This is a genomic window from Paenibacillus sp. MDV22-iso6 (assembly GCF_058408365.1).
The window spans coordinates 1,378,933-1,396,146 of the sequence record NZ_JBZVDZ010000001.1; the positions used below are offsets into that span (position 1 = coordinate 1,378,933).

General features: G+C 41.2%; 17 protein-coding genes. 7 read left to right on the top strand and 10 right to left on the bottom strand.

Annotated features, from left to right (window positions below):
* Positions 1-172: 172 nt before the first annotated feature.
* From map to AC4PM4_RS05835, 3 genes are all read right to left on the bottom strand, one after another.
* Positions 173-919 carry a type I methionyl aminopeptidase gene (map, locus tag AC4PM4_RS05825; RefSeq protein ID WP_064637514.1) on the bottom strand — a complete coding sequence of 249 codons (747 nt, stop codon included), beginning with the start codon at positions 917-919 and terminating at the stop codon, positions 173-175.
* Between the two features lie 27 nt (positions 920-946).
* Positions 947-1,669, bottom strand: a complete 723-nt coding sequence (locus AC4PM4_RS05830; protein ID WP_491612993.1) for a TetR/AcrR family transcriptional regulator — start codon at positions 1,667-1,669, stop codon at positions 947-949.
* Positions 1,670-1,968: 299 nt separating this feature from the next.
* Complete coding sequence (locus tag AC4PM4_RS05835) at positions 1,969-2,679, bottom strand: SDR family NAD(P)-dependent oxidoreductase (RefSeq protein WP_072733155.1); 711 nt, start codon at positions 2,677-2,679, stop codon at positions 1,969-1,971.
* Positions 2,680-2,782: 103 nt separating this feature from the next.
* On the opposite strand from AC4PM4_RS05835, the gene AC4PM4_RS05840 reads away from it, so the two are divergent.
* From AC4PM4_RS05840 to AC4PM4_RS05850, 3 genes are all read left to right on the top strand, one after another.
* On the top strand, positions 2,783-3,142 hold the full coding sequence (locus AC4PM4_RS05840) for a MerR family transcriptional regulator (RefSeq protein WP_063562626.1): 360 nt from the start codon (positions 2,783-2,785) through the stop codon (positions 3,140-3,142).
* A gap of 227 nt (positions 3,143-3,369) precedes the next feature.
* Positions 3,370-4,197, top strand: a complete 828-nt coding sequence (locus tag AC4PM4_RS05845; RefSeq protein ID WP_491612996.1) for a helix-turn-helix transcriptional regulator — start codon at positions 3,370-3,372, stop codon at positions 4,195-4,197.
* Between the two features lie 129 nt (positions 4,198-4,326).
* Entirely contained in the window at positions 4,327-4,665 is a 339-nt protein-coding gene (locus AC4PM4_RS05850; RefSeq protein ID WP_079693797.1) for a cupin domain-containing protein, read from the top strand.
* A gap of 132 nt (positions 4,666-4,797) precedes the next feature.
* Here AC4PM4_RS05850 and AC4PM4_RS05855 read toward each other — a convergent pair whose 3' ends face one another.
* On the bottom strand, positions 4,798-7,296 hold the full coding sequence (locus AC4PM4_RS05855) for an FAD-dependent oxidoreductase (protein ID WP_491612997.1): 2,499 nt from the start codon (positions 7,294-7,296) through the stop codon (positions 4,798-4,800).
* The gene (locus AC4PM4_RS05860; RefSeq protein ID WP_064637503.1) at positions 7,293-7,607 is read right to left on the bottom strand and encodes an ArsR/SmtB family transcription factor; all 315 of its coding nucleotides are present in this window, start codon (positions 7,605-7,607) and stop codon (positions 7,293-7,295) included. Before AC4PM4_RS05860 ends, AC4PM4_RS05855 begins: the two co-directional genes overlap by 4 nt.
* An 857-nt stretch (positions 7,608-8,464) precedes the next feature.
* Here AC4PM4_RS05860 and AC4PM4_RS05865 point away from each other — a divergent pair.
* From AC4PM4_RS05865 to AC4PM4_RS05875, 3 genes are all read left to right on the top strand, one after another.
* Positions 8,465-9,088 carry a TetR/AcrR family transcriptional regulator gene (locus tag AC4PM4_RS05865; RefSeq protein WP_491612999.1) on the top strand — a complete coding sequence of 208 codons (624 nt, stop codon included), beginning with the start codon at positions 8,465-8,467 and terminating at the stop codon, positions 9,086-9,088.
* 68 nt (positions 9,089-9,156) lie between these two features.
* On the top strand, positions 9,157-10,671 hold the full coding sequence (locus AC4PM4_RS05870) for a DHA2 family efflux MFS transporter permease subunit (RefSeq protein WP_063562635.1): 1,515 nt from the start codon (positions 9,157-9,159) through the stop codon (positions 10,669-10,671).
* A gap of 188 nt (positions 10,672-10,859) precedes the next feature.
* On the top strand, positions 10,860-10,991 hold the full coding sequence (locus AC4PM4_RS05875; RefSeq protein WP_491613001.1) for a hypothetical protein: 132 nt from the start codon (positions 10,860-10,862) through the stop codon (positions 10,989-10,991).
* 85 nt (positions 10,992-11,076) lie between these two features.
* Here the strand turns inward: AC4PM4_RS05875 and AC4PM4_RS05880 are convergent, their stop codons facing one another.
* The 3 genes from AC4PM4_RS05880 to AC4PM4_RS05890 all read right to left on the bottom strand — a co-directional run bounded on the left by AC4PM4_RS05880 (position 11,077) and on the right by AC4PM4_RS05890 (position 14,593).
* Positions 11,077-11,553 carry a PTS sugar transporter subunit IIA gene (locus tag AC4PM4_RS05880; RefSeq protein ID WP_491613002.1) on the bottom strand — a complete coding sequence of 159 codons (477 nt, stop codon included), beginning with the start codon at positions 11,551-11,553 and terminating at the stop codon, positions 11,077-11,079.
* Positions 11,554-11,605: 52 nt separating this feature from the next.
* On the bottom strand, positions 11,606-13,075 hold the full coding sequence (locus tag AC4PM4_RS05885; protein ID WP_491613091.1) for a glycoside hydrolase family 1 protein: 1,470 nt from the start codon (positions 13,073-13,075) through the stop codon (positions 11,606-11,608).
* A 138-nt stretch (positions 13,076-13,213) separates the two neighbouring features.
* Positions 13,214-14,593 (bottom strand): PTS transporter subunit EIIC, encoded by a 1,380-nt coding sequence (locus AC4PM4_RS05890; protein ID WP_491613003.1) that lies wholly within the window; start codon positions 14,591-14,593, stop codon positions 13,214-13,216.
* Between the two features lie 150 nt (positions 14,594-14,743).
* On the opposite strand from AC4PM4_RS05890, the gene AC4PM4_RS05895 reads away from it, so the two are divergent.
* Positions 14,744-15,736, top strand: coding sequence for an AraC family transcriptional regulator (locus tag AC4PM4_RS05895; RefSeq protein ID WP_491613004.1), 993 nt, complete (start codon positions 14,744-14,746; stop codon positions 15,734-15,736).
* Between the two features lie 381 nt (positions 15,737-16,117).
* Here AC4PM4_RS05895 and arsC read toward each other — a convergent pair whose 3' ends face one another.
* Positions 16,118-16,537 carry an arsenate reductase (thioredoxin) gene (gene arsC, locus AC4PM4_RS05900; RefSeq protein WP_491613005.1) on the bottom strand — a complete coding sequence of 140 codons (420 nt, stop codon included), beginning with the start codon at positions 16,535-16,537 and terminating at the stop codon, positions 16,118-16,120.
* Positions 16,538-16,584: 47 nt separating this feature from the next.
* The gene (locus AC4PM4_RS05905) at positions 16,585-17,202 is read right to left on the bottom strand and encodes an NAD(P)H-dependent oxidoreductase (RefSeq protein ID WP_491613007.1); all 618 of its coding nucleotides are present in this window, start codon (positions 17,200-17,202) and stop codon (positions 16,585-16,587) included.
* Positions 17,203-17,214 lie beyond the last annotated feature (12 nt).

The window sequence follows — 17,214 nt, forward strand, 5'->3', positions numbered from 1 at the left end:
TTGCCTCCTTGTAAGAAATCCCCATGTAACTTAAGTATTAAGTATGGCTAGTATTCTTCTATATTACTAATGATATTAACACTTAACAATTGCGCTATCCTGGACATGATACCCAAGTCATAATAAAAAAACCGCATAACAATGCGGTTTTCTTAGATTCGTAAATTTACTATTACTGAGCCGTTAAAATCAGCGGTCCATCCGAGGTGATTGCGATCGTATGCTCATATTGTGCCGACAACTTGCCGTCGGCCGTTCTCGCCGTCCACTGATCGTCGTCGATCGTGATACGGAACGTTCCTTCGTTGATCATCGGTTCAATCGTAAACACCATGCCTTCTTTTAATCGAATGCCTTTGCCGGCTACACCGATATGCTCATAGGTCGGTTCCTCATGCAGGCTCCGCCCAATCCCGTGTGCCAACAGATCACGTACCACCGAGTACCCATGCGCTTCCGCATGCTTTTGAATCGCCGACGTTATGTCGCCGAGCCGGCCTCCGGGTATAGCCCGAGCAATTCCCAGATCCAAGCATTCCTTTGTCACCTTCATTAACTTTTGCACTTCCGGCCGAATATTGCCTACCGCATAGCTCACACACGAATCGCCGAACCATCCCCCGTATTCCACGACGATGTCGAGTTTTAGCAAGTCTCCATCCATGATTACCCGTTTCGAAGGAATGCCGTGGGCCACCACATCGTTGATCGAAATGCAGGTTTCGGCGGGGAAACCATTATAGCCTTTCGTAAACTGCTTGCCACCCAGCTTGGTGATGTGCCTGGCAACAAAATCATTGATTTCTAGTGTGGTGATGCCAGGCTCGATTAGTTTGGTCACCTCGCGGTAACAGTCCGCAACGATTTGGCTCGCCGGCTTCATTTCTTCAATTTCCCTAGGTGATTTTATAATGATCATCTTTTGTATATTCACTCCTTAGGCATCCTATAATTTTAAAAACCCGACGATATCCCCTGCCTCCTCGTGCAGCTTTTCGCGACGCAGCGAAAGCGAGGCGCACCCAACCAAGGCAGCCATCAGCATTTCCGCGCGCTGTAGCCGATACGGCTGCTCCGCCGCGTTTCCGCCGGAAGCAGCATCCTCGTCCGCCGCACGCCCGGTGTCCACCAGCGCAGCAAACGGCGAGAGCACCTCATCTTGAAAAGCAGCCATGAGCTTGGTCGAGCGTGCTTCAGGTAGCGAGGCAAACCCCTCAAGAGCCAGCTTATACAGCAGGTATATGGCGTGGTCCTCCGCCCAAAGCTGCAGCAACTGGACGCTGGCTGCCGCGACGGGGCCAAGTTCTGCGGAAGCGGTCGTTTCGTAGTTTCCGCTTTGGGAATCCGCGACAGCAAAGTTTCCGGTATTCGCCGCAGAAGCAAAGGCGAGGGGCCCATTCGCTGGCTCATCCCCCGAATTCGAAGCGTGTGGGGCTGCTGGTGCTCCCACGGCCCGCTCCAACGCATCCCACAGCAGATCGTGGAGCAAATCGCCTTTATTACTGTAATAATGGTATACCGTGCCATATCCGAGTCCCGCCTCATTGGCCACATCTCGGATTTCGAGTAAAGACCCTTTATTCAAAAACACATCGGCAGCGGCTTTACGAATTTGCGCCAGGCGCCGCAGCCGGATCTCTTCGTTTTGTTCTTTTGTGCGTGGAGTCATCTCGTCCGCTCACCTCTTTTATTTTTGACCTACTCTTATGTCAATATAAAACATTAGCTTGCAAATAACAAGAATTAGCTGGAGGATTACGGAAAAACAGACATACTAAGCGGGTGCCCCGGCTTAATATGTCTGTTACTTAACGAGTATATAGCTTTACCACAACATATAATGACAAAGCGTTTTAACACTTCGTTCTTGTCCTTCCAAATTAACTCGCGCCATTTTACCCCTTTGATTAGCTGTTGAATGTTACTCTGACCAAAATACATTTGGATACCATTGCTTTGCAGATGGGATTACCAGGCGTACACGCCTTGCTCATTCAAGAATTCGCCGTTATGATGTTTGCCATCTGTCGCATAACCCACGATAATCGCAGCAGCTGCCTCTTTTGATTTACCGCCTTCAGCATTTCCGTTGAGGTCTGTTGATGTGAATCCAGGCGTTACCGCAAATACTTGAGCCCTGCTGCTTTTAAGTTCATAAGCCATCGAAACTGTCATAGCATTGTTGGCCGTTTTGGATGAGTTATAATCGAATGCGTTTAAAGCAAATCCAGCATTTTGCATATGATCCAGAGAAGCCATGTCGGTCGATACATTAACGATTGTGCCTTCGTTATCTTTGATTAACGGGAACAAACGCTGGTTCAGACGAAAGGTTCCGAAAAAGTTGACTTCAAAAGCGCTCCTCAGATTCTCTTCTTTGGTATCCGTAAAAGAACGGGCGAAAGCACCCGGCATACCCGCATTATTGATCAAAAGTGTTAAGTACGGATAATCCTTGGCAATCATATCGGCTGCCCTTTCGATAGTTTCCAAGTCACTCATGTCAATTTGCACAAATTCTATGTCTAACCCCTCAGAAGTTAACTCGGTAACAGCCGCTTCGCCCCGTTCAACGCTGCGTGCACCAAGGACGACTTTCCAGCCGGCTTGTCCTAACTGCTTAACGATTTCGAATCCGATTCCTTTATTTGCTCCAGTTACAAAAGCGGTCTTCTTCATGTGAATCCTCTTTTCTCTAATTTGATTTCATTAACAATACATAAGTTACTATGCTACACTTAGTGTAGGTCAACTATAAATTTTGATAAAAAAGAGGGTTAACATGTTAACGATTGGAGAAGTAGCGAAGAAAGTCGATATCGCTATCGGGGCGATACGCTTTTACGAAAGAAAGGGCCTGTTGAAGCCTGCTGCGCGAAGTGAGCAGAATAACCGTCTTTACACGGAAGATGATCTGAACTGGCTGGTTTTTATCAAATGTCTTCGCGAAACCGGGATGAGTGTGGAGGATATCAAAACGTATTATGACAAAGTAAATGAAGGAACCTCGACTCTGCCGGAAAGAACCAAACTGATTCAAGATCAAAGGCAAAAGTTGCTGGAAGATATCGAGGAGAAAAAAGCGCAGCTCGTTCATTTGGATCACAAATTGGAGCGCTATTATCGCGGAGAAAATTATTAAGATAAGTCTTTTCCTAAAGACAAAACTTTTGAATTTCATGTAATTAGAACGTTGAACCCAAAAAAGGCAGACGATCACGTTTGATCGTCTGCCTTCTTCATTTTATTTAGCTATAGTTCGCATAAGCTAAAGTTTCAACATCGATGAAACTATTGTTTAAATAGGTTGACAATGAGAATTGTTATCAATAATGTGGAGTGAGTTACTATCGAAATGAGGTACACAACGTGAAAATAGATGTGAATCAGTTAGCAGAACATTTTGCACACATTCCTTTTCAAGTAGAGGGAATATATAGATATGCTACAAATCCAGGAGTGAATCACGCTGACTATACCGACTCTTTTCCTGGATTTGTGTTTCCCCTTACAGGAAAGATACAATTTCAATTTAATGGAACACCTTATATTCTTTCGCCAGGAAAAGTGGTGCATGGTGGTGCAAAAATGAAATTGGATGAAAAAACGTTTGATAACTCCAACTGGGAATATATCCTTGTTTTATACCGTATATGTAGCTCAGAACTAGAAGAGTCAAGCTTTTCCCATCAGCATTTTGAATTATCAACGGGACAATCCCCACGTCTTATCGAATTAATTATGCAGCTTTGGCATGTGTATAATCAGCGTGGAGGCATTTCAAAATTTCAGACTGAAATGCTGTTTCGCGATGTGCTGAACGAAGCCTTAATAAGTGTGTCGAATAGGCAAATGAGTAGTGAATCACATACTTTATTCGAACGGGTATCTAATTATATTCATGAATACTACTATCATGGCCTTACCATAACATCGCTCGCAGAACAATATAACGTTAATCGAAATCGACTTTCTTACGTATTCAAAAAACATGCAGGGATGGGCCCGGCAGAATATCTATTAAAATACCGTATAAACATGGCACAAAAAATGCTATTTACAAGTGATGTGCCAGTACAGCAAATTGCACAAGCGGTTGGAATTGCTGACCCTTTTTATTTCAGTAAAGTGTTCAAGAAACAATTTGGCTTTTCTCCTACTGAATATCGACTTAAGTTCATCAATAATCCATGCTAACTTCAACAGGCATCCATTTTAAAGCAAAAATTAAATCAGTATACTTATGGCAGACCAAGAAAAACATCATCATGTCTTGAGTTGCGTATGCAGCATTGTATCGAAAGTGAAAAATAAGGAGGGCTTACTATCCATCATCAAGCGATTAAACTAAGCGAGGAACTATCTAAAATAAAAGATAATTGGTCACCACAATTAATTGGTGAAATGAATGACTATCAATTTAAAATTGTTAAGATTGCTGGCGATTATGAATGGCATGTTCATCCCGAAACCGATAAGTTATTTTTCGTGATTGAAGGCGAGATGATCATTGATTTTCGTGATGGTCAGGTGAGAATTTCCAAGGATGAGATGTTTATTGTCCCGAGGGGACTTGAGATCAAACCCTCCGCCGAAAAGGAATGTCATATCATGTTGATGGAACCTAAAAGTGAAGGAAACACTGGCGGGACTGAGTCCGCATAAATACCCTACTACGTTTCATCGAACGGACATTGTAATAAACGAATCTAAGCCCCTTCAGCAATGAAGGGGCTTTTGCTTTTTAAGATAACACATGTCACTAAACAGTTGAATGGTTTTATTAACAAACCGATTTTAAATAAATAGATTATGATTTGCATGAGCTGCCTGCCCCAGATAGTAGCCCACTCCACCGATGTTAACCGAATCCATTAATTCTTCACGCTGAATCCCCATTAAATCCATGGACATCTGGCAAGCGACAAACTCAACTCCCTGCGCAGTTGCGGTCTGCATCAGTTCTTCCAGAGAAGCAACATTATTATTCTTCATAATGCCTCGAATAATCTTTGGGCCAACTCCAAGCATATTCATTTTGGACATGCCTAGCTTGTGGCTGCCGCGCGGTAACATCATGTCAAACATGCGGCCAATCATTGTTTTGGATACAGGCTGTGGCTGATGCTTACGGATAATATTCAATCCCCAGAAAGTGAAGAACATGGTTACTTTACGTCCACTTGCTGCTGCCCCATTTGCAATAATAAGAGAAGCAATCGCTTTATCTAGATCACCACTGAAGACAACCAGCGTGCTCGCAGGCTCCTCTTTAGGAGTTTCCATAGCTGACGATGCGGTCTGCGCAGTATTTTTGGCAATTACAGCTTCAATAGTACCGCTTTGGGATCGTTCCAAGTGTAGAAGTGAGGAACCAGACATCGTTGCCCATGCTTTCACATCTTCATAAAATCCTGGATCGGAAGCTTTCACCCGTAGAGTCTCTCCATTCGATAGTTGATCCATTTTCTGCTTGAGTTGTATCAGCGGACCGGGACAACTTAAACCGCACACGTTCAACTCATTATCAATACGCTGTGGCTCTGTAAAGATTGGATTGGAGAGCTCTGCTTCCTTTACAGCATGTTTCGGATTGTTGTTCTGACCCTGTCCATCATTATTATCATGGTTTCCGGTAGAAATTGGAGCAGGCCGAAATTGTGCTTGGCGGTATGTTTTATAACCTCCACTCAGATTTTTCACATTAAAGCCATGCTGACGCAAAATCTGCGAAGCTGTATATCCACGCAGACCAACCTGGCAGTATACCCAAATATCTTTGGTTGAGTCTAATTCATCTAATCGCTGACGAAGCTCATCCACTGAAATATTTATGGAGTCCGGAATATTCCCATTGCGATGCTCCAGCTCACTGCGTACATCCAGCAATATCGACTGCTCCGGCTGGCGTTCAGTTAGCTGATCATAGGTGAACGTTTCAACACGTCCAGCCGTAATATTTTCAGCTGCATAACCAGCCATATTAACTGGATCTTTCGCAGAGGAATACGGTGGCGCGTAACTCAACTCAAGCTCTGATAAATCACTGATGTGACCCCCAAAATGAATGGCTACAGCTATGTCATCAATCCGTTTATCCACACCGTCATAACCAATTGCTTGTGCACCTAAAATTTTACCTACCGGAGTAAACAGCAGTTTAAGTGTAATCGCGCTGGAACCCGGATAATACGATGCATGAGATGCAGGATGCACAATTACAGTTCGATAATCGATGCCGAGACGTTTTAGTGTTTTCTCATTACTACCTGTAGTTGCTCCGGTCATTCCAAACACTTTAATAATTGCCGTTCCTTGTGTTCCTTTGTAGATGGAACTTAGTCCGGCGATTTGATCTGCAACAATTCGTCCCTGTTTGTTGGCAGGTCCAGCAAGCGGAATAGCTGTCTTTGTGCCATGAATGGTTTCAGTTACTTCGATGGCATCGCCAACAGCATAGATATGTGGCACACTGCTTTCGAGTGCTTCGTTGACCATAATATGTCCACGTGTTCCTAGGGAAACTCCGCTATTTCTCAGAAAAGCTGTATCTGGAGTTACTCCTATCGCAAGAATAATTAGGTCAGCTGTCAGAACACGACCATCTGCAAGCTCAACACCAATTCCCTGCTCAAGTGCCTGAAAGCTCTGAACCCGCTGGGAAAACAACAGCTTCACCCCATTTTGCTCCATTTCCTGTGCCAATGCTGCTGCCAACTCAGCATCAAATGGTGTGAGCAGCTGACCATTACCCTCTACCAACGTTACATCTAATCCGGCTTCCTTCAAATTTTCCGCCATTTCAACACCAATAAATCCCCCGCCTATAACAATCGATGATGCGTTGTTAGATGAATTAATTTGCTTCTTGATGCGATCAATATCTGGAATGCTGCGCACTGTATAAATCAGTGGATTATCCGTACCCGGCAGATCGGGAATAATTGGCTTGGCACCTGGTGACAAAATCAATTCGTCATAGCTTTCTTCATATTGACCGCGCTCCTGGCTTTGTACCTGAACTGTACGAGTATGCGGATCAATAGCGACGACCTCACTTCGTGTACGCACATCAATATTAAATCGATCGACCATACCTTTGGGAGTTTGTACTAGCAAACGCTCTCGATCCTCGATCGAGCCACCAATATAATAAGGTAAGCCGCAATTGGCAAACGATATATAGGGTCCTTTTTCAAATATGATAATTTCGGCATGTTCATCCAGGCGGCGCAGACGGGCAGCTGCTGATGCACCACCCGCTACTCCGCCCACAATCAGTACTTTTTTACTCATGATTCACAATCTTCCTCTCCAAACAAAATAGGTATCATCTGTTCAATCCGTTGGTCGGCAAGCACGTAATTTACTTCAAGGCCATTGCGCTCAGTCGTTACAATACCTGCACTGCGTAGCTTCTGCAAATGCTGGGACACTGTTGATTGGGGAAGGTCTAGACACTCCTGCATATATGAAACATTACATTTCTTTTTTCGCATCAACCCGCGCACAATGCACAGACGAATCGGATGAGATAGAGCTTTCAGTAAATTAGCAGGTTCATCAAACTGTTTTAAATTAGTGCTATCAAAAGCTTCTGTATTCAAAAATACCCCTCCTGAATCGTTATATCGTAATATTACGATATTTGAATTGGGATGTCAAAATATTTTCATTCCCTGTTTAACTACCACTTAGACTCTGTAGAATTTCGCATCAAATCATATTAGATCCAGTAATACCAAGACCTTTACAAAAAGCCGATAAACACACAGAAGCTGTTGTGTTTATCGGCTTTTTTAAGTGCCCTTATATCATGAATGAATAATTCCCGATCTTCGGAATCAATATAAAATTAAAGACCTGATAAGAAAGAACGTACACAAAACACCCAGCAATAAAAACATCATTGCTGACTGACGTTCATTCTTCCACAATCGAATTGTATTAGCAATATTTAAAATTACCAATGCAAGCATATTAATTCTAGTATTCATTTCAATAAAATTAATACACAGTAGAATAAATACCACTATCCCTACAAAAAGAAACCATATCGGTATATTCTTAGTAAGCCGTTTAATCATTTCATTCCCCTTCTAAAATTAATATTCTATCTCTAATAGGGTATTCTTCAACTTTATTGAAATACCTTTATAATTTTAAAAAAGTAGGAATCGTAGACGTCCACGCTAGTCACGGAAATGCGGGCTTTAATCCCCACTCGTAGCCGTTAACTCATACTCCTGCTCAATGTGGGAATAGCCGATTATTGCGGTGTTTCCAGTTCCAAGGTTGAATTTTTATACGAAACGTCGGATTCCGAGCCCATGCATCATGAGGTGCCTTTTCCACATATGACACGGTGTCATTTTTATTGTTGACTTGTGACACAAGTGTCATATATAATTCATTAATCAGCAATTGTGACACGGTGTCACTTATTAGGATTGGAGGATCATATTTGCCCAAAAAAACATTTTTTCACTTATCGAAAGATAAACAGGACACTTTAATTCAATGTGCTAAAAGGGAATTTTCTCGAGTTCCATTACACGAAGCATCTATTGCCAATATCATCAAAGACGCGGGGATCTCTAGAGGAAGTTTTTATCAATACTTTGAGGAAAAAGAGGATCTGTATTATTACCTGTTGAACCAGTCCTCACAAAAAAATAGTGACCGATTTATCGCAGCTTTAAAGGAGAACAACGGAGATATATTCGAAGCTTTTATCGATTCATTTCAATTTATGATTCAGAATCACACCAATCAAGAACACAAAAACTTTTTTAGAAATGCCTTTTTAAATATGAATTATAAAACGGAAAAAACATTTACGAAGAACATTTATGAAGAAAATCGGGATAGCCATCTTTTACCTATCATTGGGTTAATGAATACGGAAACTTTAAATATACAAGGGGACCGAGAATTGCAGCATATTTTAAAAATCATTATAGCTGTAACCTTTGATAACCTTATTCAAATATTCGTAAAAGATTTAACCTATGATGAAGCTTTAAAAAATTATGGTGAGCAGATGGAACTGCTAAAAAAAGGATTTAAAAAAAATTTAAATAAATAGATGTTTATACACAAATATTGAAACGACTAAGGGATTAAATGAAGTGTAAAAAAGGAGAAAAGACATATATGGATTCAGCTTTACAAGAAAAAAAACCACCCTATTTAATGATTGCGATTCTTTTTATTGGTGCATTTGTTTCATTTCTAAATAACTCGCTCTTAAATGTAGCGCTGCCATCCATCATGGTGGATTTGAACATTAAAGATTATTCCACGATCCAGTGGCTTTCTACTGGCTATATGCTGGTCAGTGGTATATTGATTCCGGCGTCAGCATTTTTATTAACACGTTTCTCCAATAGAAGTTTGTTTATTACTTCCATGACCATCTTCACTTTAGGTACGGCCATAGCAGCCGTTGCACCAAACTTTGGTATATTGCTTACAGGAAGAATGGTTCAAGCAGCAGGCTCTTCAGTAATGGGACCACTGTTAATGAATATTATGCTGGTAAGTTTCCCACGCGAAAAACGCGGAACAGCAATGGGTATTTTCGGATTAGTTATGATTACAGCCCCTGCAATCGGGCCAACATTATCAGGTTTCATTGTAGAATATTATGACTGGCGCTTACTTTTCGAAATGATTTTACCGTTAGCCGTCATTAGTTTACTATTAGGGATTTGGAAATCCAAAAATATAATGCAGCAAAACAAAAATGCAACACTGGACTATTTCTCGATCATATTATCTTCCATCGGTTTTGGTGGTTTGTTATATGGGTTTAGTTCTGCAAGTTCAGATGGCTGGACAGATCAAGTTGTCTTAATCACTTTAATCGTTGGAGCTATTGCTCTGATCTCCTTCGTTGTCCGTCAATTGAAAATGGAGACGCCATTATTGGATTTACGGGTTTACAAGTATCCGATGTTTGCCCTTGGCTCTGTTATTGCGATTGTAAACGCAGTGGCGATGTTCTCCGGAATGATTTTAACACCGGCATACGTACAAAACGTAAGAGGTATTACACCACTTGATTCAGGTTTAATGATGTTGCCTGGTGCGATAATCATGGGGATTATGTCACCTATTACAGGTAGACTATTTGATAAATACGGCCCACGTGTTCTTGGCGTAATCGGACTTACGATTACAGCGATCTCAACGTACATGTTGGCAAACCTACAAATCGACTCGACTCACACTTATATTATCCTTGTGTACACTCTGCGTATGTTTGGTATGGCAATGGTGATGATGCCTATTATGACAAACGGCCTGAATCAATTGCCAACACGCTTAAATCCACATGGTACAGCTGTCAACAATACAGCTCAGCAAGTGTCCGGTTCGATTGGTACGGCTATTCTGATTACGATTATGAACTCGGTGACAAAAACAAAAGCTGAAGATTTAATGACTGGTGTTGATCCAACAACTTTGACAGCAGCCAATAAAGCTTTATTAACCCAAGAAGCTTTACTAGCCGGAATTCAATACTCATTCTATATCGCACTTGGCATTAACATTGTTGCATTAATATTAGTTTTCTTCATTAAACGTGCGGAAGTAAGTGATGAACCTGTCGAGGCTTTAAAAAATCAGCAGGGTAACACTAAAACTAAAACCGCAGTAAATTAATTAAAAAGCATTTGATCAAAAACAATACAGACAATATCAAAGAAATATAATAACTATGGAGCCTACTATCTTAAGGATAGCAGGCTCCATTTTTCTTTTCTCTAAACTTACATGTTATGTATGTTTTCAATCTAATCGACCGGGTATATATTCATCAATGATTTGTTCGTTGGGGAGGTTAGATAAATATGTTTATGGAATTAAAAATCAAACTAGTGATTAGCTTTTTTGGGCTATGGGCCATCACTTTTATTACAGGTAGAAAAACCGAACGATCATTAGAAATACCACTAAACGATAAGAAACCTGTAGCCGTTTAATAGGCTACAAGTTTCTTATACTTAAAAAATGTTAGGATTACTTCTTAAGAAAGTATAATTCCTTGTAGAGAGTTTTTCTTGGGTTTCAATACTTAACCTCAATCATCAAGTCTGGTCCCTTGCCTAAAACCTGTACCTCTTTCATTATTTCTTGGCCGTTTGGAACAATAACTGGACTCAATAGGTCATAACCGGCCTTTTTGATTAAAGGAATATCAAACTCAAGCAGCACTTGACCTTGTAAGACACGATCTCCGGTTTGTACATGAGCAGTAAATCCTTCACCTTTTAAAGATACCGTGTTCATGCCGACATGAATTAGAATTTGAACACCAGAATCGTGCTCAAGAATGAGTGCATGCTTGCTCTTCTCCATGATATGGGCAATCTTCCCCGAAAATGGCGCTGTCACTTTTCCTTCGGAAGGTTCAACTGCAAATCCGTCGCCCAACGCTCTGCTGGAAAAAGCTTCGTCTTCTACCTCATCCAAAGAACGAGTTGTACCTTGAATTGGGGAAAAAATCTCCAGTGTATGTTCTTGTTTTCTTTTAAATCCAAACATGTTGTTTCCTCTTTTCCTTAGCAGAAGTCTGCCTCTAATCCCATTACTGTCTTCAATCTTCTAAATGCTCACCGTTACTTTTGATACAATTCTGATACCAATAAAATGAATCCTTTTTATACCGTTTATTCGTACCCTGTCCACGGTCATCCCGGTCAACGTAGATTACACCGTAACGCTTCCTCATTTCGATCGTACCACAGGAAACAATATCAATAATCCCCCACATCGTGTAGCCGATTAATTCAACTCCATCAATAATAGCCTCTTTCATTTGTTTGAAATGTTCCTTGAGATAGTCAATTCGGTAAGAATCATGAATTTCGCCTTCATTCAATTCATCAAGGGCACCTATTCCATTTTCCGCAATGAAGATGGGCAGTTGATAACGATCGTACATTTGGTTTAAAGAAACCCTCAGACCAATCGGGTCAATTTGCCAGCCCCAATCACTTGCTTTTAGATACGGATTTTTGTTTCCTGTCACTAGGTTCCCGCCGGTTCGATCCCAGTTTTTATCGGTTGTCGCTACCATGGACATATAGTAAGAAAAACTCAGGAAATCAACAGTGTATTCCCGCAAAATATTATCGTCATCCGCTTCTTTATGGATATTGATGTCGTTGTCATTAAAGTAACGTTCCATATAAGCGGGATACTTGCCTCGCGCCATAATATCCGTATAAAAATAGTTGGCATATTGTTCATCTAAAATAGACTGCATTACGTCTTCCGGCTTACAGGTCGCAGGATAAGTCGTGAAACGGGCAATCATGCCGCCTACCTTAGAGCCCGGGAGGATCTCGTGCGCCAGCTTAACGGTTAGGGCATTCGCTATGAATTGGTGATGTAGACATTGGTAAATTGCATTTTCATAGTCTTCTTCCTGATCTTTTATCAAGCACACACCGTTATAGGGGTTAAACTTGCCGGCATTGATCTCATTGAATGGCAGCCAATAATCCACCCGATCTCCCAGTCTTTCGAACAGCACTCTGGCATATCGCAAGTAAAATTCGATGGTTTGCCGGTTTTTCCAGCCGCCGTATTTCGTAACCAAGTTAACCGGAATATTGTAATGCAGGATTGTGGCAAAGACTTTCATTCCTCTTTTGCGACATTCATCAAACAAATCAATGTAAAACTGTATACCTGTCTCATTCGGCTCTGCATCATCACCGTTAGGAAAGATTCGAGCCCAGTTAATGGATGTCCGGAAGATTTTTAATCCTAATTCTTCCATCAATCTTAAATCCTCTTTATAGTTGCTGTAAAAATCAATTCCCCAGCGAAATGGGTAATGGGTCATATCTTTGTCCAATAATGCTTGCTTGAACCGCTCACCAGTCATGTTGATGTTACGATGATGGTCACGCTCCTCTTTGGTCCAGTTGCTGTCAAAATAACGCAAGTCTTGGGTATCCAAACGTTTTCCGCCCACGTCATAGGCACCGTCCGCTTGGGATGCTGAAATTGCCCCGCCCCATAAGAAATCTTCCGAAAACCCTGTTCTCATATTCATATCCTCCAATCAATATTTACATTTTTCTATTTTTGAATGGGGTTTAACCAGAACCCTCATCCTTATCATATAAAGACTTAAGGTGATCGAACAATGTCAAAAGATCAAATAAAAATAACAAAAAGTAAGATTGTAATTCTAATGTTTAGATTTTTTCAACAGTACGGTTGTTAGGAAGTAGGACAGTACAAAACTGATGACGGCGCCGATAATTGCATACACAAGATTCATCGCATGATTTGGATCTGCAAAAATGGGCAGAGTCAGTAATCCAGTCGGTGCAAGCGCCAGTCTCTTAACTCCCATAAGGCCAACAAACAATCCACTAATTCCTCCGGCAACCAGTACGGCATAAAATGGTTTTTTCAGCTTGAGATTCACCCCGTAAATGGCAGGCTCTGTTACGCCGAGGAGAGCGGTAAAAGCTGCGGAATTAGCCAATACTTTAAAATCCGGATCATTCTTGACGTGTCTGGCCACCGCAAATGCAGCTGCGCCTTGTGCAACGTTAGCCACCAGAAATCCGGCGCCAATCATATCGAACCCATAGGTTGTAATGGATTGAATGACAATGGGTATGGTAACAGCGTAATGCATACCCAGCATGATAAATACCGGCCCGAAAATACCAAAAATGAAAGGTAAAATCCACACGAGATGGTTATTCAAAAAATTGATTCCCACTGCAACATATGTTCCAACGATGTTACCTAGTGGAGCTATAAAAATTAGGGCAACCGGTGCCATTACAAGTAATGTGATTAACGGCTTCATAAAGAAACGAACTGATTTTGGGGTTACCCGATCCGCAAACCGTTCAACATAAGAAGCAGCCCAAATCACCAAAATAATCGGGATAACGGATGAACCATAGCTTACCAAGGATACGGGTATCCCCAAAAAGTAAACAGGGTCTTTGGCTTCTACCATAGCCACAAAACTCGGGTGTAATAGAACGCCGCCTAAGGACACAGCCATCATTGGATTCATCTTAAATTTGTTTGCTGCCGAGAATGCCAGCATAACCGGCAGGAAATAAAAAGCCGCATCTGTAACAAAGTTAAGAATGGCATAGGTTTGTGTTTCTTTGGACATAAGATGAGTCATCGTTACAATGATGAGAAGCGTTTTGAGCATTGCAGCCCCAGTGATAGCAGGCAGTATGGGCGTGAAAATCCCAGAAATCGTACCCAACAAACGCGAAATGACAGACTCTTTTCTTGCAGAGACGTTTGAATCTTCGGTTTTGATCTCTTCCTGGTCAGAAGTGTTATCGCTTAACAATGGAACGATCTCATTGTATATTCGCGCCACCTCTTGTCCTACGATAACCTGGAACTGTCCACCACTGTTAACCACACCAAGGACACCAGGAATCGCCTTCATCTTCTCTTGATCTGCCTTAGCAGAATCTTGGAGTGTAAAACGTAATCTTGTAGCGCAATGCGTTAACTGGTTGACATTCTCTCTGCCCCCGATTTCTTTTATGATGTTACTTCCTGTACGCTTGTAGTCCATATCTTCTTCCCCCTATTCCCTGACTTAATATCACTTTTCAATTTGCGGAAAATGTATGACCAGTGATACACTTAAATTGTAAAAGGCTTTGGAAGCGGTAACAATATCATAAAGAAAGCTATACTATATCAAAAGGTAAGGTTGAGTGATATGGACTATAACCAATTGGATTTTTTTCTAAAATCATACACCGATAGTGAAAAAAAGTATTTGGCTAATCCGGATGCGGTAAGCCCGATCTACCAAGATATGATTCAGGTAGATGTCCGGGGGCATATGGTCTATTGCTTTAAACCTCTAAATGTCATTGAAACCGGAATCGCCATTAGTAAGGACTCTCGCTTTACTAGCGTTCCTCTTTACGTTCATACCAATGTCAATATGAACTATATATACTCAGGAGAATGCACGTATGTGGTGGATGATAAAACCATAACGTTAAAGGAGGGTGATGTTTGTGTTTTTGATAAAGACGTTATTCGTATGAAGAACAAGATCGGGGAAAACGATCTTGTCATCAATATCAGTATGAGTGACCAATTTTTATCAAGTAATTTCCTCAGCCGATTAGCTAAACAAAGCATTGTATCCAACCTAATCCTTTCAGCCATATCCAACAGTCAAAATCATGATAACTTTCTGATCTTCCGTACTAAAGGAAACCATAAAATTAAACGTTTGTTTGCCGATTTGCTTTGTGAGTATTATGACTTGCGTATGTACTCAAGTGAGATTATCAATTCGTATCTGGTGATTATTTTTACAGAGCTGCTGCGTATATATCAGGATGATTCTGAAAATCAGAAAATTCAGTTATCCAACGATTCTTCAGGCAATATAGTTGATATTCTGCGTTATATTGAAAAGGAATATTTGAATTGCACCTTAACTTCATTATCCAAACAGTTTGGATATCATCCGAAATACCTTTCTTATCTTATCAAGGAAAAATCGGGAAAGAATTTCAAAGAACTTCAGGTTTCTTTGAAATTGAAGTTAGCTTGTTATTACTTGGCTAATACTTCATTATCGATTCAAGAAATTGCAGAGAAGGTTCAAATCAGCAACCTGAATTCGTTTTATCAAAAATTCGCAGTGACTTACAATATGACGCCAAAAGCTTATCGCCAGACGCATAGTTAACCGATTTGGAGAGGATCGTATAAGACCAGATCATTAGCTATCATCTATGCATCCTATTCTTCCCCATGAATTTAAAATGTAATAAAAAAGCCGCTGATCTGTTCAGACCAGCGGTGGTACCCTTTGCTTTTTGCGTTATGTTTAACAGCAGTTTGAACCCCCATTAATGACTCGCGTTAATCTCTTGCCACCACATCATTCTCTCGACTTCAGTCCACTTCTTTACACTGTCATAACTAACGGCTTCTTTGGGTTCCCACGGTATAATCACGGTGTGGTTATTCGAAGCTTTCTAAATCTTCTCAATCCATTCCTGCTCAGCCATTGCTCCCTCTAAGTATTGGATCCATTGTGTTAAGTTGCAGGAAAACTTTGTTTGTGTTATCTGCCTGTTTCAGCGAACGTCTTCATGCGCTCCCCAATCTGGTCACGAACCCTTTGGAATACAGCCCATCTCTCTTCTTCTGTACCTTGTGCTTTCGCGGGATCATCGAATCCCCAGTGTTCTCGCTTCACTTGTGGAGGGGTCATTGGACATTTATCTGCCGCATCCCCGCATAATGTGACGACGAAATCTGCACTGTTCAGTAGCTCGGAGTCAATGATGTCCGAAGTTTGGCTCGAAATATCAATACCTACTTCGTTCATCGCTTCCACAGCTTTTGGATTCAAACCGTGTGCTTCGATTCCTGCGCTATAAATGTTCCAGTCCTCACTCAGGTACTTCTTAGCCCAACCTTCAGCCATTTGGCTCCGACACGAGTTGCCTGTGCATAGGAAATAAAGTGTTTTTTTGCTCATGTTCATCATCATTACTTGCAATTTGCAAATAAATTTCGAGTTATCGACTAGAATGATGCAAAGCGCTTCTCTGTTTTTTCTAATGCTTTCGTTCTAACTTCTAGTGTACGACCATCCATACCAGCATAGTTATACCATTTCAACTTGTGAAACCCCATTTTCCGAAATGTACCACGAAATAGTATTTTAGTTATGGGATTACCAAATATCCATCTATAGAAGAACCCTGGAGTGGCCATTACTGTTAATAGCGATACTCCCTTAAGCTTTTTTAACTGGCTAACAAAGGGCCTACCTTTTTTAGGTTCCTCATAAATGATTCCTTTGGCAAACACTTTATCCAAAAAGCCTTTCGTTGATGCAGGCATTGCTTCCCACCATATTGGGAAAACAAAGATTATATGATCCGCTGCAAGCAATCTTTTTTGATAATCTTTTACCAGAGGATCGAGGGTTTTCTTTTGTCTCCACGCCGAGAGTTCTTCCCCTGACATCACAGGATTAAATCCGTCTGCGTGCAAGTCAATGAGATCTACGTTGTGTCCACTGGATTGAAGCCCTCTAGTAACCGAAGCCAATAATGCTGCTGAATAGCTTCTATGATGAGGAACATTCTCAGAAGAATTAGCTGTGTAAGGATGGTCAAATATAATAAGCACTTTCATAGGACTCTTTTC

Excerpts from the sequence above, each read along its gene's own strand:
- AC4PM4_RS05880 (WP_491613002.1), bottom strand. The coding sequence starts at position 11,553 with ATGTTTGGATTTAAAAGAAAACAAGAACATACACTGGAGATTTTTTCC.
- AC4PM4_RS05885 (WP_491613091.1), bottom strand. The coding sequence starts at position 13,075 with ATGAATATGAGAACAGGGTTTTCGGAAGATTTCTTATGGGGCGGGGCA.
- AC4PM4_RS05835 (WP_072733155.1), bottom strand. The coding sequence starts at position 2,679 with ATGAAGAAGACCGCTTTTGTAACTGGAGCAAATAAAGGAATCGGATTC.
- AC4PM4_RS05875 (WP_491613001.1), top strand. The coding sequence starts at position 10,860 with ATGTTTATGGAATTAAAAATCAAACTAGTGATTAGCTTTTTTGGGCTA.
- map (WP_064637514.1), bottom strand. The coding sequence starts at position 919 with ATGATCATTATAAAATCACCTAGGGAAATTGAAGAAATGAAGCCGGCG.
- arsC (WP_491613005.1), bottom strand. The coding sequence starts at position 16,537 with ATGAGCAAAAAAACACTTTATTTCCTATGCACAGGCAACTCGTGTCGG.
- AC4PM4_RS05890 (WP_491613003.1), bottom strand. The coding sequence starts at position 14,593 with ATGGACTACAAGCGTACAGGAAGTAACATCATAAAAGAAATCGGGGGC.
- AC4PM4_RS05855 (WP_491612997.1), bottom strand. The coding sequence starts at position 7,296 with ATGAGTAAAAAAGTACTGATTGTGGGCGGAGTAGCGGGTGGTGCATCA.
- AC4PM4_RS05830 (WP_491612993.1), bottom strand. The coding sequence starts at position 1,669 with ATGACTCCACGCACAAAAGAACAAAACGAAGAGATCCGGCTGCGGCGC.
- AC4PM4_RS05870 (WP_063562635.1), top strand. The coding sequence starts at position 9,157 with ATGGATTCAGCTTTACAAGAAAAAAAACCACCCTATTTAATGATTGCG.
- AC4PM4_RS05905 (WP_491613007.1), bottom strand. The coding sequence starts at position 17,202 with ATGAAAGTGCTTATTATATTTGACCATCCTTACACAGCTAATTCTTCT.
- AC4PM4_RS05840 (WP_063562626.1), top strand. The coding sequence starts at position 2,783 with ATGTTAACGATTGGAGAAGTAGCGAAGAAAGTCGATATCGCTATCGGG.
- AC4PM4_RS05895 (WP_491613004.1), top strand. The coding sequence starts at position 14,744 with ATGGACTATAACCAATTGGATTTTTTTCTAAAATCATACACCGATAGT.